The organism is Pseudomonas sp. R76 (assembly GCF_009834565.1).
In the GTDB taxonomy this organism is placed as follows: Bacteria; Pseudomonadota; Gammaproteobacteria; order Pseudomonadales; family Pseudomonadaceae; genus Aquipseudomonas.
Genome location: NZ_CP019428.1, coordinates 135,351 through 157,936, shown reverse-complemented (window position 1 = coordinate 157,936; position 22,586 = coordinate 135,351). Strand labels below are relative to the sequence as shown.

The window sequence follows — 22,586 nt, the reverse complement described above, 5'->3', positions numbered from 1 at the left end:
TGCCCCATTTCCGTACAGTACAGCCGCTATAAACAGTTAACTGGCCCCTCACAATACAAGTGAACTGTATCTAGAGAGTCTTGCGTCGGAGGAGGATCATTGGCATCAGTTAAACCACTACCTAATCCCGCCACAAGCGGAAGGATGTCATCATGGAACGTACACTCAGTTCCGATCTGTTCTTCGAAGAAAAAGCTGTAAACACCCAGGCTTCCCTGCCTTTGCGCGTTCTCGCCAACCTGATGTTGTGGCAGCGCCGCATCTCCAGCCGCCACCAACTGGCTCGTCTGGATTCGCGTCTGCTGGCTGACGCTGGTATCAGCGAAGCTCAACGCTATGAAGAGCTGAGCAAGCCGTTCTGGCGCTAATTGGCGCCCGCTGGCCCTGACCCGTCGGGTCCACAGCCAGCACCCTGATTTGTCAAAGCAAAGCCCGCCCCGGGAAACCGGAGGCGGGCTTTGTTGTTTCCGGGATTTGGTCTTTTCCAAGGGTAAACAGAAGCGGTTCGCAGCGACCAGTACAGTTAATAAAATACAACAGTTAAGCGGTACAATTTAGCTTTGGTGTATCTGTATCGGTAGCGGGGAGACGCCCAACATGGAGCTCCACACCCATGGAAGGCCCTTGCCATGAACACGCAAACCTCGTCTGCTAAACGACTGATCCTTCGCACTGCCCACGCATTAGCCAGATGGGCGCGCCAAACCCACGAGCGGCACCAACTGGCTCAACTCGACCCGCGTGAGTTGTCCGATGCCGGCATCAGCCAGGGCGACCGAATGGCCGAGCTGTCCAAACCGTTCTGGCGTGATTAGACCGCCAGGAGACTTCCGAACGGACAAACGGCAGCTTAAGATCCAGTCATCACGTGGCGAACCTTGTAGAACCGACGTCTGATGCTCAATCGCAACAATGTCGGTTTCACAGTGGCCGCTTTGCGCCGCTTTATTCGTTCATCTACAGGAGTGATTCCATGTCCCGTCTTCGCCTGCTGAGTGCCGCCGCCCTGTTGGCAGTGGCCGCCAATGCCCACGCGAGCAGCCTCATCGTCACCACCGACTCAATCGTCGGCGCGCTGAAAGCCACCTCCGATGCCACTTCGGATGCCACGTCCTCGCTGCGTGACAACAAAGTCGTGCGGGCAGCTCGTGACGATGCCGCCAGCTTTGTCGCCAGTGAAGGCGCTATCCGCGGGGTGAAGCTGGAAAGCGCCTTGGCTCAAATCCGTCAACAAGCACCGCAACTGAACACCGCCACTGACGCACAGTTGGCCCAAGCGATTCTGGCCATCTGATAAGTAGCTAGCCGTAGAGAGCGCCAGCCGCTACCAAATATGTCAGCGCTGGCTCTCGCCCGGGCATTGCGCTAGCCTTGGCGCTCGCTTTCAGTTGTCGAGTCCCATGGCTTTTTCATACCGCCTGTTAATTGTTCCCGTGTTGTTTTCCGCTTGCTGGTCGCCAATGGCTTCGGCCTTTGATGTGACCACGCAGAGCACTGTGATAAGCGCGTATGCCACCAGCAAGGTGACCTCTGCGCCTTTTGACAGAAAGTTGGTAGTGGCTGCCCAGGATGACGCTGCCGCTTTTATCGCCACTGACGGCCAATGGCGGGGCGCCAGGCTGGAATCCGCGCTGGATTATCTGCGCCGCACCCAGCCAAAACTTCATGCAAGCGACCTTGAACTGGCGCAAGCAATTCTCGTCCAATAATCATCTGTGTTTTCTATCTTTGTTTTGGAGTTATTCCATGCGTAGCCCGCTGATCGCCGCCGCTCTCGGCCTGCTGTTGTTGGCCGATGTCGCCCACGCGCAAACGTTGAAGGCCACCAGTAACATCATCGTTCGCGCCTCGGCCCGCACCATTGATTTCACCTCGGACACCACCACATCCATCCGCGATTCCAAAGTCGTGCGCGAAGCGCACGATGACGCCGCCAGCTTCGTCGCCACCCATGGCGAAATCCGCGGTGCGCAGTTGGAAGCAGCGTTCAATACGCTGCGAACCCGCGTGCCGGAAGCCCGCGATGCCAGTGACCAGACCCTCGCCGAAGCTATTCTCGCTCTGTGAGGCGCCTGGTCGCCTGGCTATTGGCCGGGACTGTGCTGCTCTGTGCAGGCGCAGCCCAGGCCAGCCTGCAACTGCGGCTCAAGACCGATGGCTTGAGCCCGGCCCAACAGCAGGCCAGCCAGGCATTGCTTGATGAAGCGATGCGCGCCTTGCCGCCGCGCTTTATCGAGCAGCTGGACCGGCGCATTGATGTCGGCTGGACCGACAAAATGCCTGAAAACGCCTATGGTCAGGCCTCCTTGGTGTCCGAACTGGACCTCAACCAAAACCTGCTCGACAGCCTGACCGACGGCAGCGCCGCCACCCAGAAAACCAACCGCCCCCACGGCACCGTGCGCCGCGAAATGCTCGCCACCGTGCTGCATGAACTGACTCACATTTATGACCGTGCGCGCCTGTGGTCCAAAGAAGATCGCACACTGATCCAGCGGTGCAGCCGTCAGAACAACATCACCGGCCTGATCGGCCTGCCCGACCAATGCCGTGGCCAGAATGACCGCCGCTTTACCTTAAGTGACGACCCGCGCCTGCTGGACCTTGCCGGCTGGCCGCAATACGTCGGCCGTCGCGGCGAACGTGAACAGCACAACCATCAGGTCGCCCGCAGCCCGGACATCTACGAAACCACCAGCCCGCTGGAATTCGTGGCGGTCAACATGGAGTACTTTCTCCTCGACCCGAGCTACGCCTGCCGCCGCCCCGCGCTGTTCCGCTATTACAAGGAGCACTTCGGCTGGGCGCCGCCCGAGCAAGACACCTGCGCCAAAACCTACGCCTTCCTGAATGCCGGCAACGATTTCGCCAAGACGCCGCTGGGCCAGGTCGACCCTGAGCGGGTGTATGAAATCGACTACTTGCTGGCCGAAGCCAACCAGAACCTGGTCAGCCGCTGGGGCCACAGCATGTTGCGCCTGGTGATCTGTGCACCCGGCCGCCCGCGCGGGCCGGATTGTCGGCTGGATTTGGACCAACACCTGGTGCTGTCCTACCGCGCCTTCGTCAGTGACGTGCAGTTGTCGAGCTGGGATGGACTGGTCGGCAAATACCCGTCGCGGCTGTTTGTATTACCACTGGCCCAGGTGATCGACGAATACACCAAGACCGAACTGCGCGGGCTGGCGTCCGTTCCGCTGAAGCTGACGCGCCAGGAAATAGAAGACACCGTCGAGCATGCCGCCGAAATGCACTGGAGCTACGACGGCAACTACTTTTTCATTTCCAACAACTGCGCGGTCGAGAGCCTGAAGCTACTACGCAGTGGCAGCGCCAACCCGCAACTGACCGGCCTGGACAACATCACCCCCAACGGCTTGCTGGAAGTGCTCAGCGCCCGCGGCCTGGCCGACACCAGCGTACTCAACGACAAACGTGAAGCATTGCGCCTGGGTTATCACTTCGACTCGTTCCGCGAGCGTTACCAGGCGATGTTCGACGTGCTGCGCAAACACTTGCCGATCAAACAGACCCAAGTCGAAGACTGGCTGTCCCTCAGCGCAGAAGAACGCCGCCAATGGTTCAGCCAGGCCGACCTGCGCACCAGCGCCGCACTGTTGCTGCTGGAACAGGCGAGCTATCGCAGACAGCTGATGCTGGCACAGGACGAAGTCAAGCAACGCTACCTCGGTGCCCGAGAGCTGAAAAACGGCGGCATGGAAAAAGCCAATAAAACGCTGCAACAGATCCTCGCCAACAGCGGCTTCCTCAGCCGCCCGGCGGAACTGCTTGGCAGTGGCGGCTACGGCCTGCCGCAACCCTCGGAGTCCAAACGCCTGGAATCGGAAAGCGCCGAACGCCAGAAGCAGCTGCAATCCTTGACCGGCGATCTGGATAAAGAGGTGAGGGTGCTGCTGGAGCCTTCTCGCGCCGCCGAGATTGCCGCCTGCGAAGCCAACCTCAAGCAGGTCGGCGAGCATCTGAGAGCGCTGCATAAAGCCGCGGGCGGCTTGGAAATTCCCTGATTCGCCACACGCACGCTGACCTATCCTACAAAAAAAGAGGAAAAACCTCTCATCATCCGCTTACGCAGCGAAAGCTGGCTGAAAGCTTCCCCGTCTAGGATCGCCCCACTGCCGGCAACAGACCGGCTGTTAACAACAACAATGGTGATTCCTGATGTCCGCCCGTCCTTGCCTCTTCGCCCCAACTCCACCCGTACGCTACGTGCCTTTCGTACTGCGCTGACCCCAACCCGGTTCGCCATTCCCTAGCCGCGCTACGCCTGGAGTATTCCTATGCTGACTTTCCTTGGCTTTGCCATGGTCATCACGTTCATGTTCCTGATCATGACCAAGCGCCTGTCTGCGCTGATCGCCCTGATCATCGTGCCTATCCTGTTCGCGCTGTTCGGCGGTTTCGCACCGAAGATCGGCCCGATGATGCTCGAGGGCATCACCAAACTCGCGCCGACCGGCGTGATGCTGATGTTCGCTATCCTCTATTTTGCCTTGATGATCGACTCCGGCCTGTTTGACCCGGCCGTGCGCAAGATCCTCAAGATGGTCAAGGGCGACCCGCTGAAAGTGTCGGTGGGCACCGCGGTACTGGCCCTGGTTGTGTCCCTCGACGGTGACGGAGCCACCACCTACATGATCTGCGTCGCCGCCATGCTGCCCCTGTACAAGCGCATTGGTATGAGCCCACGGATCATGGCCGGCCTGATCATCCTCGCCGGTGGTGTGATGAACATGACCCCGTGGGGCGGCCCGACCGCCCGCGCCGCCAGTGCATTGCATGTGGATCCCTCGGACATTTTCGTACCGATGATCCCGGCCATGGCCGTCGGCGTGGTGGCGATCCTGGTGATCGCCTACATGTACGGCAAACGTGAACGTGCGCGCCTCGGTGAACTGCACCTGCAAGGTGATGAAATCGACCACAGCGAGATCAGCGTGTCGCAATTCCCGGACGCCCGCCGTCCAAAGCTGATCTGGTTCAACGGCGCGCTGACTTTCGCCCTGATGTGCACCCTGATCGCCGGCCTGTTGCCGCTGCCGGTGCTGTTCATGGTGGCGTTCAGTATCGCGATGATCGTCAACTACCCATGCCTGCAAATGCAGAAAGACCGCGTCGCCGCCCACGCCGGCAGCGTACTGGCGGTGACTGGTCTGATTTTCGCTGCGGGCATTTTCACCGGCATCCTCTCGGGCACCGGCATGGTCGATGCCATGTCCAAGAGCCTGCTGGCGGTTATCCCGGATGCGCTCGGCCCTTACCTGGCTGTGATCACCGCGCTGGTGAGCATGCCGTTTACCTTCTTCATGTCCAACGATGCGTTCTACTACGGCGTACTGCCCGTACTTGCCGAGGCGGCCAGCCACTACGGCATCACCGCCGTGGAAATGGCGCGTGCGTCCATCGTCGGCCAGCCCGTACACTTGCTCAGCCCGCTGGTGCCCTCCACCTACCTGCTGGTCGCCCTGGCCGGTATCGAATTTGGCGATCACCAACGTTTTACCCTCAAGTGGGCAGTGCTGGTGTGCCTGTGCATAATGTTCGCCGCTTTGCTGATGGGGATTTTTCCGCTGTTCAGCACTCTATAATCGTATCCACCCAACCGCGCGGCGCTGCAGCTTGCGCGGTTTAACATTTGCTCAAAGGAATACACATGGAATGGCTGACCAATCCGGAAATCTGGATTGCCTTCTTCACCCTGACGGCCCTCGAGATCGTCCTGGGCATCGATAACATCATCATGATTTCGATCCTGGTCAGCCGCATGCCCAAGCATATGCAGGCGCGCACCCGGATCTTCGGCCTGGCCCTGGCCATGGTCACGCGAATCCTGTTGCTGCTGTCGATCACCTGGGTCATGCAACTGACCGCCGACCTGTTTGTGGTCTTCGGCCAAGGCATTTCCGGTCGCGACCTGATCCTGTTCTTCGGTGGCCTGTTCCTGCTGTGGAAAAGCTCCCAGGAGATGTACCACGCGCTGGAAGGTGAAGACGAAACCCACGACGAGCCCGGCGGCAAGGGTGGCAAATTCATCTACACCATCATCCAGATCGCGATCATCGACATCGTGTTCTCCCTGGACTCGGTGATCACCGCGGTCGGTATGGTCTCCCACGTACCGGTCATGGTGGCGGCGATTGTGGTTGCGGTACTGGTGATGATGCTGGCTGCCGGCACCATCAGCGAATTCATCGACAAGCACCCGTCGCTGAAAATGCTCGCGCTGTCGTTCCTGCTGGTGGTGGGTACGGTGCTGATCGCTGAATCCTTCGACGTGCACGTGCCAAAAGGCTACGTCTACTTCGCCATGGCGTTCTCGCTGGCAGTGGAAGCGGTCAACATCAAGATGCGCACCGCCATCGCGAAAAAGAAGAAACAGCAGGATCCTGTGAAACTGCGCAAGGACATTCCGGGTCAATAACCTTGACCCGCTGCTGACAAGGGGCTTTCGAGCCCCTTGATCGTTCCCGCGCTTCGCGTGGGAATGTCGACTACGGACGCTCCGCGTCCGCCCTCTATGCGACGCAGAGCGTCACGGGGTTCATTTCCACGCAGAGCGTGGGAACGATCTTCATGATTTCATGACAGTTTTATTTCAAACCCGACTTTAGCTATGCGATGCTGGCGTGCAGCCCGATCGCCAACTACAGCTTAAGTACAAGACGTAGAGCGGCACGCGGCAATTCTCATTTGCTCTTCTTTGAGCTAACCCACACGGGGGGCCGAGCATGCTGACCTTGCTCAATCTGCTTTCCGCCGTGACCCTGCTTATCTGGGGCACGCACATCGTCCGTACCGGCATCTTGCGGGTCTACGGTTCCAACTTGCGCCAAGTCATCGGGCAGAACATGTCCAAGCGCTGGCTGGCATTTGTCGCCGGTATCCTGGTGACGGCCATGGTGCAGAGCAGTAACGCCACGGCGATGCTGGTTACCTCGTTTGTCGGCCAGGGCCTGATGGGGCTGATGCCCGCCCTGGCGACCATGCTCGGTGCCGACGTCGGTACGGCGTTGATGGCGCGGGTGCTGACGTTTGACTTGTCCTGGCTGTCGCCACTGCTGATCTTCCTCGGCGTCATCTTCTTCCTGTCGCGCAAACAGACGCGGGCAGGGCAGATGGGCCGCGTCGGCATCGGCCTGGGCCTGATCATTCTGGCATTGCAACTGATCGTCGAAGCCGCCGGGCCGATTACCCATGCCCAAGGCGTGAAAGTGCTGTTCGCCTCGCTGACCGGCGACATCTTGCTGGATGCCTTGGTCGGCGCACTCTTCGCCATGATTTCCTATTCCAGCCTGGCCGCCGTGCTGCTCACCGCAACCCTGGCCGGCGCGGGTGTGATCGGCCTGCACGTAGCCATCGGCCTAGTGATCGGCGCCAATATCGGCAGTGGCGTGCTGGCCTTCCTCAGCACCAGCATGCAGAACGCAGCAGGTCGGCAAGTGGCGCTGGGCAGCTTGCTGTACAAGCTGATTGGCCTGCTGCTGATCATTCCGGTGCTCGACCCTCTGGTCGGCTGGATGGACGGTTTGGACTACAGCGCCCAAGGCATGGTGATTACCTTCCACCTGCTCTACAACGTCAGCCGCTGCCTGATCCTGCTGCCGACCATCGGCCCGATGGCACGCCTGTGCGCCTGGTTGCTGCCGGAACAGGCCGAGACCAATGGCAAAGCCAAACCTCGCCACCTCGACCTCGCCGCCCTCGCCACTCCAAGCCTGGCCTTGGCCAATGCCGCCCGCGAAACCCTGCGCCTGGGTGACCTGATCGACAACATGCTCACCGCCATGCTCGAAGTGCTGCGCGGCAAGCAAACCGCTATCACCCAGGAAATGCGCAGCCTCAGTGATGACGTCGAAGCCCTGTACAGCGCGATCAAACTTTACCTGGCGCAAATGCCGCGCGAAGACCTCAGTGAACAGGACAGCCGCCGCTGGGCCGAGATCATCGAGTTGTCGATCAACCTGAAACTGGCCGGCGACCTGATCGAGCGCATGCTGCGCAAGGTCCAGCAGCAGAAAACCTCGCAGCGCCGCCAGTTCTCTGAAGTCGGCCTGGAAGAGCTGGCCGGCCTGCATACCCAACTGATTGCCAATCTGCGTCTGGGCCTGTCGGTGTTCCTCAGTGCCGACCCGGAAAGCGCCCGCCAGTTGCTGCGCGAGAAGCGTCGCTTCCGCGCCCAGGAGCGCCGTCTGGCCCACGCCCACGTCAGCCGCCTGCAGCGCAAGATCGTGCAGAGCCTGGAAACCAGCTCCCTGCACCTGGAGCTGATTGCCGACATGAAACGCCTCAACTCGCTGTTTTGCAGCAGCGCCTATGTGGTGTTGGAAACCTCCGACACCGGCGCACTCTCAGCCGAAGATATTGCCGACATCACCCATTCACCCTGAACGTACGACGGCGAGTGAAGTCAGTTAACAATGGACCTCACTCGCCAGGAAGCTGTTATGCGTCGCCTGTTATTCGCCTGCCTGCTTATGGGCTCTGCACACGCCTTTGCCTTTGACCGCCTGCAAGTCGAGGGCTACACCCTGCCCAACGGCCTGCAATTGCTGCTCAAACCCGGCACCGAGCGCGGGCATGTGGCCATCCGCCTGGTGGTAGGCGTAGGCCTGGACGACTTCCCTTGCGAAGAGAAAGAACTGCCGCACTTGCTCGAACACTTGCTGTTCAGTGGCATCGACGGCGGCGGTGAAGGCGACCTCGAAGACCGCATGCAAGCCTTGGGCGGCGAGTGGAACGCCTACACCAGCAACGCCGACACCACCTTTGTGATCGAAGCGCCCGCGCAAAACCAACGCAAGGTGCTCGACCTGCTGCTGGCCATCATCACCCGCACCGAACTGACCGACGCCAACATCCAAGCCGCCAAACAGGTGGTCGAACGCGAAGACGGCGGCCATTACTCGCACCTGCAACGCCTGCTCGACCGCCAAGACCTGGGCCACACCGCCAGCAACCAGTTGGCCGTGGAACTGGGGCTCAAGTGCGCCGAACGCGCCGAGGCCGACCACCTGACCCGCGAGCAGTTGGAGACGCTGCGCAAAAACTGGTACGCGCCCAACAACATGACCCTGATCATCGTTGGCGACCTCGACAAGTTGCTGCCGGCTTACCTGGAACGCACCTATGGCCAACTCGACCCGGTCGAGCCGAGCGAGCATCTGCCGCTGCCGGAAATCCAGCACGCCGCCGCCAGCCATCGCGACCTGATTCACGGCTGGGTCGGTGACAGCGCCAAGCTGCACTGGCTGTTCCCCGAGCCGGTGCTGGACGACCAGCATGATGAAACCTACGACCTGCTCAAGGACTACCTCGACTGGGCGCTCTATCGCCAACTGCGCCTCAAGCACGGTTTGTCCTACGGCCCGTGGAGCGAGCGCGAAGTGCTCGGCGGCGTCGGTTTCCTGAGCCTGAATGCCGACCTTGAGCGAGACAACCTGCCCGAAGCCGAACAGGTATTGCAGGACCTCAAGGCGCAACTGCTCAAGGACGGCCTCGACGCGGCCACCTTCGCTCGCCTGCAACAAGCCGCCATCGCGCGCCAAGCCTGGGCCGTGCAAGGTAACAGCGCGCTGGCGGATTATTACTGGAGTGCCGCCGGCGATTACGCCGATGGCCATTTCAGCGACCCGGTCAAACGCATCAAGGCCGTTAGCCTGAAACAGGCCAACCAGGCCATGCGCCAGGTGTTCGACCAGCCGGGCTATTGGCGCATTGAAAAACCGCTGCTGAGCTACGACAGCCTGACCTGGCTCGGCGCCGGACTACTCGGGCTGATCGCCATTGTCTTGGGCGGCCTGCGGTTTTATCGCAAACGGATCGCGCAATGACGCACCGAACACAGGGCTAAGACGTTATTCTGTCTCGGCTTTTTCCTACACACACTGTGAACCGCCCATGACAAACCTGCCGCCTCTCATCCAGCGCATTCTCGTACTGATCAAGCGCTACCCTGGGGTGATCGCGCTCGGCGGTTTTATTTCGGGTGTGTGCAGCTTCATCCTGGTGGATCGCCAGCAAGGCATGGCCAGCTGGATCGCGGTGATCATGCTGGTGAGCTGGCTGTGGCTGATGCTGGAGAACAGCTTTACCCGGCTATTCACCAAAGTCTTCAAACGCGAAATCCCCGAACCGCTGCTGCGCTACGCCACCCAGATGATCCACCAGGAAAGTCTGTTCTTTGTGTTGCCGTTCTTTTTTGTCACCACCGCCTGGAACAGTGGCCAATCGGTGTTCACCGGCTTGCTCGGCGCGGCGGCGCTGGTGTCGATCACCGACCCGCTGTACTACAAGTGGCTGGCGCCGAAACGTTCGCTGTTCCTGGCGCTGCACACCCTGACCCTGTTTGCCGCGCTGCTCACTGCGCTGCCAATCATCCTGCACCTGACTACCGCCGAGAGTTACAAGTTGGCCCTCGGCGTGGCCATGGTGCTGTCGATCCCGAGCCTGGCCGTGAGCCTGCCGCTGCGCAGCATCAAGGGCTGGGCGATGCTGCTGGGGGTGACCGCCGCGATTGGCTGCGCCGGCTGGTTCCTGCGCAGTTGGGTGCCGCCCGCCACGTTGTGGATGACCGAAGTGGCGATCAGCACCCAGTTGCAAGACCGCACGCCGGGCGACGACCTCAAGGAAGTCACTGCCGCCCAACTGCGCAACGGCGGGCTGTACGCCTACACCGCGATCAACGCGCCGCGCGGGCTGGATGAGCGGATTTACCACGTGTGGAAATTCAACGGCAAAGAAGTCGACCGCATCGCCCTGGATATCCACGGCGGGCGCAAGGAAGGCTACCGCGCCTGGACCCACAAGCAGAACTTCCCGGCCGATGCGGTAGGCCGCTGGCAAGTACGCGTGCTGACGGAAGACGGCCAGGTCATCGGTGTGCTGCGCTTCAAAGTCACTGACACAGCACAAACGGACACGCCAAAGTAAGCCGTATCGTGCTATTACGTAGGAATTCTGGATAGCCAAACAAGCTCGGAGCTTATGACCACCCGTACTACGGCCGGCGCTGCCCACCTCGATACCTCTTCCGTTCCCCCATTACTGAGGATTACGGGAGACTGGACGCTTGCCCACTACGCAAACCTGAAAAAGCTGTCGGACACGCTCGACGGCCAATACGACGCCGGCGCACGCATCGACCTCAACGGCCTCGGCGCCCTGGACACGGCCGGTGCTTCGCTGCTGGTTGAGCTGTTGGGCCCGGAACGCATCGAGCAATCCGCCGAGCAGACCGATTGCAGCCTGTCCGCCGCCGACCGCGCGCTGCTCAAGACCGTCTACCGCTCCCTGAATGACTTTTGTGTGCCGGACAAAGCGCCGGAAGAAGCCGCGGGCATTCAGGTGCTCGCGCGTATAGGCCGCGCGGTGGACACGGTTTGGCAGGACAGCAAGAAGCTGCTCGGTTTTATTGGCCTGATCCTCGAAACCTTCGCCCGTGGCATTTTCCGCCCCAAGCGCTGGCGCCTCACGCCGATGGTCGCGCATATCGAACAAACCGGCCTCGACGCTGCGCCCATCGTGGCGCTGCTGACCTTCCTGGTCGGCGCCGTGGTGGCGTTTCTCGGTGCCACGGTGCTCAAGAGTTTCGGCGCGACCATTTTCACCGTGGACCTGGTGGCGTTCTCTTTCCTACGTGAATTTGGCGTATTGCTCACCGCGATCCTGATCGCCGGCCGCACCGCCAGTGCCTTCACCGCACAAATCGGCTCGATGAAGGCCAACGAAGAAATCGACGCCATCCGCACCCTGGGCCTGGACCCGATGGAGCTGCTGGTGCTGCCACGCGTGATGGCGCTGCTGGTGTCGCTGCCGATGCTGACCTTCCTGGCGATGCTCTCGGGCATTGTCGGCGGCGGCGTGGTGTGCGCCGTGGCGCTGGATATTTCGCCGGCGATGTTTCTCTCGCTGCTGCAATCGGACATCGGCGTGCAACATTTCCTGGTGGGCATGGTGAAAGCACCGATCTTCGCCTTCCTGATTGCCGCGATCGGCTGCCTTGAAGGCTTCAAGGTCAGCGGCAGCGCCGAGTCGGTCGGCGCCCACACCACCTCCAGCGTGGTGCAATCGATCTTTGTGGTGATCGTGCTGGATGCGGTCGCGGCGTTGTTTTTTATGGAGATGGGCTGGTGAGCCGTCTACACCGTGCGCCCACTGAGGCGGTGATCGAAGTGCGCGGGCTGTGCAACCGCTTTGGCAGCCAGAGCGTGCACGAGAACCTCGACCTGGATTTGTATAAAGGCGAGATCCTCGCGGTGGTCGGCGGCTCCGGCAGCGGCAAATCGGTGCTGCTGCGTAGCATCGTCGGCCTGCGCCGGCCCAGCGAAGGCGAAGTGCGGGTGTTCGGCAAAAACCTGCCGAATCTCTCGGAGCATGAACGCTCGCTGGTGGAACGCCACTTTGGTGTGCTGTTCCAGAAGGGCGCGCTGTTTTCCTCGCTGACCGTCACCGAAAACGTTGCCCTGCCATTGATCGAACACGCCGGCCTTAGCCGCCGCGATGCCGAGCACCTGGCGGCGGTCAAACTGGCGCTGGCCGGGCTGCCCCTGTCGGCGGCGGATAAATACCCGGCGTCGCTGTCCGGCGGTATGATCAAGCGCGCCGCCCTGGCGCGGGCATTGGCGCTGGACCCGGACATTCTGTTTCTCGACGAACCCACCGCCGGCCTCGACCCGATTGGCGCGGCGCAATTTGACCAACTGATCCTGACCTTGCGCGATGCGCTGGGCCTGAGCGTGTTCCTGGTCACCCACGACCTCGACACGCTCTACACCATCACCGACCGCGTGGCGGTGCTGGCGCAGAAGAAAGTGCTGGTGGCCGATGCCATCGATGTCGTCTCGGAAACGGACGACGCCTGGATTCACGAATATTTCCACGGCCCCCGCGGCCGCGCGGCATTGGATGCCGCTCAATCGCTCAACGAGGTATGACATGGAAACCCGAGCCCATCATGTGATGATCGGTCTGTTCAGCGTAATCGTGGTGGTCGGCGCGATGCTGTTTGGGCTGTGGCTGGCCAAATCCAGCATCGACAGCGCCTTCCAGGATTATGAAGTGGTGTTCAACGAGGCGGTCAGCGGTTTGTCCCAAGGCAGCTCGGTGCAGTACAGCGGGATCAAGGTGGGCGACGTGATCAGCCTGCGCCTGGACCCCAATGACCCGCGCCGGGTACTCGCGCGCATCCGGCTGGCGGGGCAAACGCCGATCAAGGAAGACACCCAGGCCAAGCTGGCACTGACCGGCATCACCGGCACCTCGATCATCCAGCTCAGCGGCGGCACACCGCAAAGCCCCGAGCTCAAGGGCAAGGACGGCAACCTGCCGGAAATCATTGCCTCCCCATCGCCCATCGCGCGCTTGCTGAATAACAGCAACGACTTGATGACCAGCATTAACCTGCTGCTGCACAACGCCAACCATATGTTCTCCCGCGAGAACGTCGAACGCCTGAGCAATACCCTGGACAACCTGCAACAAACCACCGGCGCCATCGCCGACCAACGCGGCGATATCAAGGTGGTGATGCAACAGTTGATGCAAGTGAGCAAACAGGCCAGCGCGGCGCTGGAGCAAACCACCGTGCTGATGCGCAACGCCAATGGCTTGCTCAACGACCAAGGCAAGCAGGCCTTCGGCAGTGCTGAGCAGGCAATGAAATCACTGGAGCAAAGCACCGCGACCATCAACACCTTGCTGACCAACAACAAGGACTCGGTGAGCAGCGGCATGCAAGGCCTCAACGAACTGGCGCCGGCCGTGCGCGAACTGCGCGAAACCCTGGGTTCGCTGCGCGCCATCTCCCGCCGCCTGGAAGCCAACCCCAGCGGTTACCTGCTGGGCAGCGACAAGAAGAAGGAGTTCACGCCATGAAGCGTGCTTACCAACTGATTGCCCCTGTGGCGCTGGCGCTGATCAGCGCGTGCTCGATCCTGCCCAAACCCGACCCGTCGGACGTGTACCGCCTGGCTTCGGCGCAAACGACCACCCAAGGCACACCGGTAAGCTGGTCGTTGCGCGTAAGCAAACCGCAGAGCAGCGAATTTCTCGACAGCCCACGCATTGCCGTGGTGCCCAATGGCGACCTGATCAGCAGCTATGCGAACGCGCGCTGGAGCGACCCGACGCCGGTGTTGCTGCGCAATCGGTTTATGGACGGCTTCCAACGCGATGGGCGAGTGACGTTGCTGAGCACCGACGAGACCAACTTGCAGGCCGACTATGAGCTGGGCGGGCAGTTGCAGGCGTTTCAGAGCGAGTACCACGGCAGTGCCGTTGAAGTCGTGGTCCGATTGGATGCGCGACTGGTGCGTGGGAGTGATCAGCGGATCATCGCCAGCCGGCGGTTTGAAGTCCGGCAGCCCGTTGGTGACACCAAGGTGCCGGCGGTGGTAGCTGCGTTTGGGCAGGCGGGGGATCAGTTGAACAGGCAGGTGGTGGATTGGGTGGTGCAGCAGGGCAATACTGCGGCGAAACGCTGAAGGCCTCTTCGCAGGCAAGCCAGCTCCCACATTTTTGAATGTATTGACACATCAAAGTGTGGGAGCTGGCTTGCCTGCGATAGCAATTTAAGCCTTAACCAAAGAACCAGTAGCAAACAGCAATCGCCGCCACGACACCAGCAAACTCCGCCAGCAACGCACACCCCACCGCATGCCTGGCCCGCTGGATGCCCACCGACCCAAAGTACACCGCCAACACATAAAAGGTGGTTTCCGTACTGCCCTGAATCGTCGCCGCCACCAACGCCGGGAAGCTGTCCACGCCCTTGGTTTGCATGGTCTCGATCAGCAGCGCCCGCGCGGCACTGCCGGAGAACGGCTTGACCATCGCCGTCGGCAGCGCGTCGACAAACCGCGTGTCCATGCCGGTCCAGGCCACCACGTGGCGAATGCCTTCGAGGCCGAAGTCCAGCGCTCCGGAAGCACGCAACACACCGACCGCGCAGAGCATCGCCACCAGATACGGCAGCAGGTTCCTGGCAACGTCGAAGCCCTCTTTGGCGCCCTCGACAAAGGCCTCGTAGACCTTGACCTTGCGCAGCGCGCCGATCACCAGAAACAGCATGATCAAGCCGAACAGCGTCAGGTTGCCGAGGATCGAAGACAGGCCGGCCAACGCCGTGGCGGACAAGGTGGCCAACAAGGCCATGAAACCACCCAGCACCAGCGCGCCGGGAATCAAGTAGGCCAACACCACCGGGTCCCACAGGCGCAGGCGCTGCATCACCGCTACCGAAAGCAAACCCACCAGGGTCGAGGCGCTGGTGGCCAACAGGATCGGCAGGAATACCAGCGTCGGGTCGGCGGCGCCTTGCTGGGCGCGGTACATGAAGATCGTCACCGGCAGCAGCGTCAGCGACGACGCGTTGAGCACCAGAAACAGAATCTGCGCGTTACTTGCGGTGTTGGGGATCGGGTTGAGTTCCTGCAGCGCCTTCATGGCTTTCAGGCCGATGGGCGTGGCGGCGTTGTCCAGGCCCAGGCCGTTGGCGGCGAAGTTGAGGGTGATCAGGCCGATGGCCGGGTGGCCGGCCGGCACTTCGGGCATCAGGCGGCGAAACAGCGGGCCGAGGGCCTTGGCCAGCCAGTCGACGATCCCGGCTTTTTCGGCGATGCGCAAAAAGCCCAGCCATAAGGTCAGGGTGCCGAACAGCAGCACCATCACTTCCACCGACAGTTTGGCCATGGCGAAAATGCTTTCCACCATCGCCGCAAAAATCCCGGCATTACCGCCAACCAGCCATTGCGCCAGTGCTGACACCATTGCCACGACAAAGAAGCCAAGCCACAGGCCATTGAGCATCAGTTGAATCCCCCGAAAGATGGGGCGAATGATAGCGGGGCTGGCAGAAACGACAAACCCCGGATTTTTCCGGGGTTTGTGTAGGCACTCAGCAACGATCAGCCGCGGCTGGTTTCGCCGGTCGGCAGCGCTTGCTTGCTGCGCCAGTGCGGCAGGGAGTTCCAGTAACGCTCGCCCTTGGCGTCGTCGTACATGCCTTCCCAACGGGAGATGACCAGTACGGCCAGGGCGTTGCCAATTACGTTCAAGGCGGTACGCGCCATGTCCATGATGCGGTCGACACCGGCGATGAACGCCAGGCCTTCCAGCGGGATGCCGACGCTGCCCAAGGTGGCCAGCAGCACCACGAAGGACACGCCCGGTACGCCGGCGATGCCTTTGGAGGTGACCATCAGGGTCAGCACCAGCATCAGTTGCTGGCCAATCGACAAGTCGATGCCGTACAGCTGCGCGATAAAGATGGCCGCGATGCTCTGGTACAGGGTCGAACCGTCGAGGTTGAACGAGTAACCGGTTGGCACCACGAAGCTGCAGATGGCCTTCGGCGCGCCGTAGGCTTCCATCTTCTCGATCACACGTGGCAGCACGGTTTCGGAACTGGCGGTGGAGTAGGCCAGTACCAGCTCGTCCTTGAAGATGCGCATCAGCTTGAGGATCGAGAAGCCGAACAGGCGCGCGATCAAGCCCAATACCGCAAAGGCGAAGAACAGAATCGCCACGTAAACCAGGATCACCAGCTTGGCCAGCGGCAGCAAGGAGGCGAAGCCGAAGTTGGCGACCGTCACCGCGATCAGGGCAAATACGCCGATGGGGGCGTACTTCATGATCATGTGAGTGACTTTGAACATGCTCTCGGACACGCCCTGGAACATGGTAACCAGCGGCTCGCGCAGTTCAGGCTTGAGGCTCGACAAGCCCAGGCCGAACAGCACCGAGAAGAAGATGATCGGCAGCATTTCGCCACGGGCGACGGCAGCGAAGATGTTCGACGGGATCAGGTTGAGGATGGTTTCGATGAACGCATGCTCATGCTGCACTTCGGCGGCAGTGGCGGTGTACTTGGAGATGTCGACAGTACCCAGGGTACTCATGTCGATGCCGGCGCCCGGGTGGAACAGGTTGGCGAGCAACAGGCCGACCACGATGGCGATGGTGGTGACCACTTCGAAGTAAAGGATGGTTTTGACGCCGATTCGACCGAGCTTCTTCGCGTCACCTACACCGGCGATGCCGACGATAAGCGAGGAAATCACAATCGGGATCACGATCATCTTGATCAGGCGGATAAAGATATCGCCCGCTGGCTGCAACACATTGCCGATCCACCAGGCCTTTTCAGCACTGAAATGGTTGAGCACTGCACCGATTGCGATCCCCAGCACCAAACCGATGAGGATCTGCCAGGCGAGGCTTAGCTTTGCCTTCTTCATGTCATTACCCTTACTTCAAGTGGACTTAAGGCAAATGCGCAATCTGGAACGCTCGGAAGCGAAAAAGTGTGTGCATCTGCCTCCGTAGAAGGTCACCGCAGCGTGGCCGAAATGGCTTACTGGCAGGCGAAAAAAGGCGCAACTATTCCCATGCAAGAGTGCGACGTCTAATGCCGTAAACGCCTACCCTATGCCGAATCGGCATGGCTTTTTTTGAAAATAACTGTCCGAACGGTCAGTTCAAATATGCCATTCAGGCAGGTGAATATGCCGTGAACCGGCCAATACCGGCTCGCTCAGAGATATTGGACGACTGTGGGTCACTGCCAAAAATGCCCGGGATTTGATGAGCTTGGCGTCGGAAAAGTCCTATGGCGCGCGCAAAATTTTCTAGATAGAAGGTCGCTTCGACATACCCAGTAATGGTTAGCAGGAGGCGGAAAAGAAAATAGCGACTAAAGGCGACATACGAGACGAGTGATGAGAGCGATAAGCCCGTCGCAAGTTCAGCAAGCTTGAGGACTTGTGAACTTGCGTCGCAGCTTTTCACCTGACCCGGCCCTTGCGCAGGCACTCCCTGTACCCGTAGGTCACGCCGATCTTGATTGATCAGAGCAACCCGGCCCCCTAGTCATGCACCGCCCTTGGCGAGCGGTGCAGACAGAAAGAAGCGAGGGCTTCTTTCTATGGACGCCGGCTCCGTTGACGACAGAAGCGTCAGACGGAACCTAGTACCAATTCGGATCTTTCTTAAGCTGCTCCATCAGCAGCTTTTTCATGCCTTCGTCCGGCTTACCGATAAAGCGGTAATCGGCGTGCCGCGTCGGGGATTTGTCTGCCGGCAAACCGGCCGGGACTTCCACCAACATGGCGTAGGCATCTTCCTTGTCGTAGCTGAAGGCAACGATCAGGCGCTTGTTCAGGCACGTATCAGCCGTTTCGCACAGCGGACCGACCAAATACTTGTCGCCATCTTCTTCTACGGCATTCATTTGTTCGGCCGTACCGGACAGGTTCATCACCCATTCCGGCAGGCGCTCTTCTTTCTTCACCACGCTTTGCCAGGTTTCGCGGTACTGCTTGTCCGCACTGAGCAATTCGTTGGCCCGTGATTGACCGTCGTTGGCGGCCATCACCAGGCCGCTACCGCCCAAGAGCAGGGCGGCAGCAATGGCTTTGAGAGACAGACTGGTCATATTCAGCCTCGGCCGCGACGACCAAAGAAGAACGAAGCGATGAACATCACCAGGAAGACCACAAACAGAATTTTTGCGATACCCGTGGCGGTGCCCGCGATACCACCGAAGCCCAGGACTGCAGCCACAATGGCGATGATCAGAAATGTGATTGCCCAACTCAACATGGTGATTCTCCTTACGCTTTTATAGGGGTAACAGCGGTAGTGCCGTGCAGCCGCTCAACACAAGCGACCTTTTTGTTGCCTAGAACACCCAGCGTTCTTGAGCAGGCAATTGGTCCAGGGTCGAATCCTGGTCAGCCACTCTCAGTTGCGGGGCGGTTACATCGGCAGTTGCACTGCCAACGGAACGGAAATGGGATTGGGTCATCACTGGACGTTCGAATTGCGGGGCTTGCTGCTGACTCTGCTGCCAATGCTGCATCTGCTGGCCGGCAATCAACGTGACCATCAAGGCCAGGCTGGCGAACAGACCTTGCTGCAAGCGCAGTGGCGATACACGCAATTGGCTGAGGCTTTGGCGAGTCATGCTGCATTTCTCCCGCATTCTGATTATTCGGTCATGACGTTGTTGAGAGGGTTATTGCAGAGTGCATGCCAGGTTTTTTACAAAATAAAACTTAATAAAATCAGCATGTTATGAATGATGCTCAAGCATAGAGCCCAGCATCCTGCACGATGCCCCTATCCAGGCCGTGCGAAATGCACGATGGTCAATGGTCGGATCAAGGGATCGAAACCGAATAACGCGTTGCCGAAAAGGCAAGAAGGCATGAAAACGCCATCAATCGGCGCGTTTGTAGGGAGATGTGCAGATACCTGCGCGAAGATGCCTTTTATCAATCAGAATAAACCATGCAACTTGCCCGATTATTCCGGGACTAATCACCATCATTCATAGTTAAGGAGCGTGGGACAGATGGAATCAGCCAAGGAACTTCAAGGCCGCATTCTTTTAGTGGATGACGAATCCGCGATCCTTCGCACCTTCCGTTACTGCCTGGAAGATGAAGGCTACACCGTAGCCACCGCCAACAGCGCCGCCCAGGCGGATGCCCTGATGCAACGCCAGGTATTCGACCTGTGCTTCCTGGACCTGCGTCTGGGTGAAGACAATGGCTTGGACGTGCTGGCCCAGATGCGTATCCAGGCGCCCTGGATGCGTGTGGTGATTGTCACCGCGCATTCCGCCGTGGACACCGCCGTGGACGCGATCCAGGCCGGCGCCGCCGACTACCTGGTCAAGCCTTGCAGCCCTGATCAACTGCGTTTGGCCACCGCCAAGCAGTTGGAAGTACGCCAACTCTCGGCGCGTCTGGAAGCGCTGGAAGGCGAAGTACGCCAACCCAAAGACGGCCTCGACTCCCACAGCCCGGCCATGATGGTGGTGCTGGAAACCGCGCGCCAAGTTGCGGGCACCGACGCCAACATCTTGATTCTTGGCGAGTCGGGTACGGGTAAAGGCGAACTGGCTCGTGCCATTCACGGCTGGAGCAAGCGCTCGAAGAAATCCTGCGTCACCATCAACTGCCCGTCGCTGACGGCGGAGCTGATGGAAAGTGAATTGTTCGGCCACAGTCGCGGCGCCTTTACCGGTGCCAGCGAAAGCACGTTGGGCCGCGTCAACCAGGCGGACGGCGGCACGCTGTTTCTCGACGAGATCGGCGATTTTCCACTCACGCTGCAACCAAAATTGCTGCGTTTCATCCAGGACAAGGAATATGAGCGCGTGGGCGACCCAGTCACCCGCCGTGCCGATGTGCGCATCCTGGCCGCGACCAACCTGAACCTGGAAGACATGGTGCGCGATGGCCGTTTCCGCGAGGATTTGCTCTATCGCCTCAACGTAATCACGTTGCACCTGCCGCCATTGCGTGAACGCAGTGAGGACATCCTGACACTGGCCGACCGCTTCCTCGCGCGTTTCGTGAAGGAATATGCCCGGCCGGCTCGCGGGTTCAGCGACGACGCGCGTGAGGCACTGCTCAACTACCGCTGGCCAGGGAATATCCGTGAGCTGCGAAACGTTGTTGAGAGAGCCAGCATCATTTGCCCGCAGGAAAAGGTTGAAATCAGCCACCTCGGGATGGCCGAGCAGCCGACCAACAATGCACCGCGTATCGGCGCGGCGTTGAGCCTGGATGAGCTGGAAAAAGCCCATATCGGCGCGGTACTTGCCACCAGCGACACCCTGGACCAGGCGGCCCGCACTCTCGGCATTGACGCGTCGACCCTGTACCGCAAACGTAAACAGTACAACCTGTGAGCTGTACCCTATGAAGCTAGCGATGAAACTGCGCACTCGTCTGTTCCTGAGTATCTCAGCGCTGATCACCGTCGCCCTGCTGGGACTGGTCCTGGGACTGGTCAGTGTTATGCAAATGGCCAAGAGCCAGGAGTCGCTGATCCGCAGCAACTTCATCACCCTGGACCTGGGTCTCAAGCTGCGCCAGACCCTGGGGGACCAGTTGATCCTGATGCTCGAGGAACAACCGGACCCCGTGGCGCTGCAGACCTCAAAACAGCAGTACTTCGCGCTGCTGGATCAAGGTATCGCCCACGAACAACAAGACGGCAAAATCAGTGGGTTCAGCCAGGCACGCCTCGATTATCTAAGTTTCCTCCAGGCGTTTGACGAGGCCCAACAAAGCTCCTTGGCGAACAATAAAAACCAGAAACTCACCGACACCTTCAACGCATTGCGCAACGGTTTGATCGCAGAGCAAAAGCACGCCCTGGAAAACATCAACGCCAGCGAACACAAGTCCCGCAACCGGGCGCTATTGATTGCCGGTCTTCTGGGGCTGGTCGGGCTCGCGGTTTTGATCATCGGCTTCGTCACCGCTCACGGCATTGCCCGCCGTTTCGGTGGGCCGATCGAAGCCTTGGCCAAAGCCGCCGACAAGATCGGGCAGGGCGATTTCGAGGTGACGCTGCCGATTTCGTCGGCAGCGGAAATGAACCAGCTGACCCGACGCTTCGGCATCATGGCCGAGGCCTTGCGCCAACATCAGGCAACCAATGTCGATGAATTACTGGCCGGTCAGCAGCGCTTGCAAGCGGTGCTCGACAGCATCGACGATGGCTTGTTGATGATCGACCGCCAAGGGCGCCTGGAACACCTTAACCCTGTGGCGCAGCGTCAGCTCGGCTGGGACGAGGCTCGTTTGGGCCAGGGCCTGGGCGAGGCATTGGGCCGCCCCGAAATGGATGAACAGCTGCAACTGGTGCTGCGCGGCGGCAACCTGGAACGGGCACCGGAAGACCTGGAAGTGGAAGTCGAGGGCGAACTGCGCCTGCTGACTTATAGCCTGACACCGGTCAGCCATACACAGGGGCACATTCTCGGCGCCGTGATGGTGCTGCATGACGTCACTGAGCAGCGCGCCTTTGAGCGAGTACGCAGTGAATTCGTATTGCGCGCCTCTCACGAACTGCGCACGCCGGTGACCGGCATGCACATGGCCTTCGGCCTGTTTCGCGAGCGAGCGAAGTTTCCCGCCGACTCCCGCGAAGCGGACCTGCTGGACACCGTTAACGAAGAAATGCAGCGCTTGATGCAGCTGATCAACGACTTGCTCAACTTTTCGCGCTACCAGAATGGGCTGCAAAAACTCACGTTGGGGCCGTGCGACGTCACCGATTTGCTGGAACACGCACGCGCACGCTTCGCAGAGCCGGCAAATGCGCAAAATATCGAATTACTGGTGGAAGCCCAGGCTGACTTGCCCAGGTTGTACGCCGACCAAGCGCAGCTGGAGCGCGTGCTCGACAACCTGTTAGGCAACGCGTTACGCCATACCGCTGATGGCGGGCAGATTCGCCTGCAGGCGCGCCGCCATGGAGAGCGGGTGATTATCAGCGTCGAGGATAACGGCGAAGGCATCGCCTATGGCCAGCAGGGTCGGATCTTCGAACCCTTCGTACAGGTGGGCCGCAAGAAAGGCGGCGCCGGCCTCGGGCTGGCGCTGTGCAAAGAGATTGTGCAGCTGCACGGTGGCCGCATGGGCGTGTATTCGCGGCCGGGGCAGGGGACGCAGTTCTACATGGCGCTGCCGCTGTAATCTGGCAACTTGGGTTGCCTGCCAAGTACAAACAAGTGTGGGAGCTGGCTTGCCTGCTCCCACAATTTGAAT

At 60.1% G+C, this 22,586-nt stretch carries 22 protein-coding genes; 17 read left to right on the top strand and 5 right to left on the bottom strand.

Annotation, left to right across the window (positions count from 1 at the left end; genetic code table 11):
* The first annotated feature begins 152 nt into the window (after positions 1-152).
* From PspR76_RS00755 to PspR76_RS00685, 15 genes are all read left to right on the top strand, one after another.
* On the top strand, positions 153-368 hold the full coding sequence (locus tag PspR76_RS00755; protein ID WP_003214752.1) for a DUF1127 domain-containing protein: 216 nt from the start codon (positions 153-155) through the stop codon (positions 366-368).
* A gap of 261 nt (positions 369-629) precedes the next feature.
* Entirely contained in the window at positions 630-815 is a 186-nt protein-coding gene (locus PspR76_RS00750) for a DUF1127 domain-containing protein (protein ID WP_159953540.1), read from the top strand.
* 158 nt (positions 816-973) lie between these two features.
* Positions 974-1,294 carry a DUF2388 domain-containing protein gene (locus PspR76_RS00745; RefSeq protein WP_159953539.1) on the top strand — a complete coding sequence of 107 codons (321 nt, stop codon included), beginning with the start codon at positions 974-976 and terminating at the stop codon, positions 1,292-1,294.
* 106 nt (positions 1,295-1,400) lie between these two features.
* Positions 1,401-1,709 (top strand): DUF2388 domain-containing protein, encoded by a 309-nt coding sequence (locus PspR76_RS00740; RefSeq protein ID WP_159953538.1) that lies wholly within the window; start codon positions 1,401-1,403, stop codon positions 1,707-1,709.
* 37 nt (positions 1,710-1,746) lie between these two features.
* Positions 1,747-2,067: a DUF2388 domain-containing protein gene (locus PspR76_RS00735; protein ID WP_159953537.1), complete on the top strand. Its 321-nt coding sequence runs from the start codon at positions 1,747-1,749 to the stop codon at positions 2,065-2,067.
* Positions 2,064-4,025 (top strand): DUF7844 domain-containing protein, encoded by a 1,962-nt coding sequence (locus PspR76_RS00730; protein WP_159953536.1) that lies wholly within the window; start codon positions 2,064-2,066, stop codon positions 4,023-4,025. The genes PspR76_RS00735 and PspR76_RS00730 overlap by 4 nt, the downstream gene beginning before the upstream one ends.
* Positions 4,026-4,298: 273 nt before the next feature.
* Complete coding sequence (locus PspR76_RS00725; protein WP_159953535.1) at positions 4,299-5,606, top strand: CitMHS family transporter; 1,308 nt, start codon at positions 4,299-4,301, stop codon at positions 5,604-5,606.
* Positions 5,607-5,671: 65 nt separating this feature from the next.
* On the top strand, positions 5,672-6,439 hold the full coding sequence (locus PspR76_RS00720; protein WP_017139071.1) for a TerC family protein: 768 nt from the start codon (positions 5,672-5,674) through the stop codon (positions 6,437-6,439).
* A 307-nt stretch (positions 6,440-6,746) separates the two neighbouring features.
* Positions 6,747-8,405, top strand: coding sequence for a Na/Pi cotransporter family protein (locus PspR76_RS00715; protein WP_159953534.1), 1,659 nt, complete (start codon positions 6,747-6,749; stop codon positions 8,403-8,405).
* A gap of 57 nt (positions 8,406-8,462) precedes the next feature.
* Positions 8,463-9,848 (top strand): M16 family metallopeptidase, encoded by a 1,386-nt coding sequence (locus PspR76_RS00710; RefSeq protein WP_159953533.1) that lies wholly within the window; start codon positions 8,463-8,465, stop codon positions 9,846-9,848.
* A gap of 67 nt (positions 9,849-9,915) precedes the next feature.
* The gene (locus PspR76_RS00705) at positions 9,916-10,947 is read left to right on the top strand and encodes a DUF5924 family protein (RefSeq protein WP_159953532.1); all 1,032 of its coding nucleotides are present in this window, start codon (positions 9,916-9,918) and stop codon (positions 10,945-10,947) included.
* 54 nt (positions 10,948-11,001) lie between these two features.
* Positions 11,002-12,150: an MlaE family ABC transporter permease gene (locus tag PspR76_RS00700; protein ID WP_159953531.1), complete on the top strand. Its 1,149-nt coding sequence runs from the start codon at positions 11,002-11,004 to the stop codon at positions 12,148-12,150.
* A complete protein-coding gene (locus tag PspR76_RS00695; RefSeq protein ID WP_159953530.1) occupies positions 12,147-12,950 on the top strand; it encodes an ABC transporter ATP-binding protein in 804 nt (267 codons plus the stop codon). The genes PspR76_RS00700 and PspR76_RS00695 overlap by 4 nt, the downstream gene beginning before the upstream one ends.
* A gap of 1 nt (position 12,951) precedes the next feature.
* On the top strand, positions 12,952-13,890 hold the full coding sequence (locus tag PspR76_RS00690) for an MlaD family protein (protein ID WP_159953529.1): 939 nt from the start codon (positions 12,952-12,954) through the stop codon (positions 13,888-13,890).
* Entirely contained in the window at positions 13,887-14,498 is a 612-nt protein-coding gene (locus tag PspR76_RS00685; RefSeq protein WP_159953528.1) for an ABC-type transport auxiliary lipoprotein family protein, read from the top strand. The genes PspR76_RS00690 and PspR76_RS00685 overlap by 4 nt, the downstream gene beginning before the upstream one ends.
* Before the next feature lie 94 nt (positions 14,499-14,592).
* Here the strand turns inward: PspR76_RS00685 and PspR76_RS00680 are convergent, their stop codons facing one another.
* From PspR76_RS00680 to PspR76_RS00660, 5 genes are all read right to left on the bottom strand, one after another.
* Positions 14,593-15,822, bottom strand: coding sequence for a nucleoside recognition domain-containing protein (locus PspR76_RS00680; RefSeq protein ID WP_159953527.1), 1,230 nt, complete (start codon positions 15,820-15,822; stop codon positions 14,593-14,595).
* A 98-nt stretch (positions 15,823-15,920) separates the two neighbouring features.
* Positions 15,921-17,252: a glutamate/aspartate:proton symporter GltP gene (gltP, locus tag PspR76_RS00675; protein WP_159953526.1), complete on the bottom strand. Its 1,332-nt coding sequence runs from the start codon at positions 17,250-17,252 to the stop codon at positions 15,921-15,923.
* Between the two features lie 728 nt (positions 17,253-17,980).
* The gene (locus PspR76_RS00670) at positions 17,981-18,448 is read right to left on the bottom strand and encodes an inhibitor of vertebrate lysozyme family protein (protein ID WP_159953525.1); all 468 of its coding nucleotides are present in this window, start codon (positions 18,446-18,448) and stop codon (positions 17,981-17,983) included.
* A gap of 2 nt (positions 18,449-18,450) precedes the next feature.
* Positions 18,451-18,615: a DUF1328 domain-containing protein gene (locus tag PspR76_RS00665; RefSeq protein WP_003170804.1), complete on the bottom strand. Its 165-nt coding sequence runs from the start codon at positions 18,613-18,615 to the stop codon at positions 18,451-18,453.
* A gap of 79 nt (positions 18,616-18,694) precedes the next feature.
* Positions 18,695-18,979 carry a hypothetical protein gene (locus PspR76_RS00660; RefSeq protein ID WP_159953524.1) on the bottom strand — a complete coding sequence of 95 codons (285 nt, stop codon included), beginning with the start codon at positions 18,977-18,979 and terminating at the stop codon, positions 18,695-18,697.
* A 390-nt stretch (positions 18,980-19,369) separates the two neighbouring features.
* Between PspR76_RS00660 and algB the strand changes: the two genes are divergently transcribed.
* Together algB and PspR76_RS00650 are read left to right on the top strand one after the other, a co-directional pair.
* On the top strand, positions 19,370-20,716 hold the full coding sequence (gene algB, locus PspR76_RS00655; RefSeq protein WP_094949662.1) for a sigma-54-dependent response regulator transcription factor AlgB: 1,347 nt from the start codon (positions 19,370-19,372) through the stop codon (positions 20,714-20,716).
* A gap of 10 nt (positions 20,717-20,726) precedes the next feature.
* Positions 20,727-22,514, top strand: coding sequence for an ATP-binding protein (locus tag PspR76_RS00650; RefSeq protein ID WP_159953523.1), 1,788 nt, complete (start codon positions 20,727-20,729; stop codon positions 22,512-22,514).
* Positions 22,515-22,586: the final 72 nt, after the last annotated feature.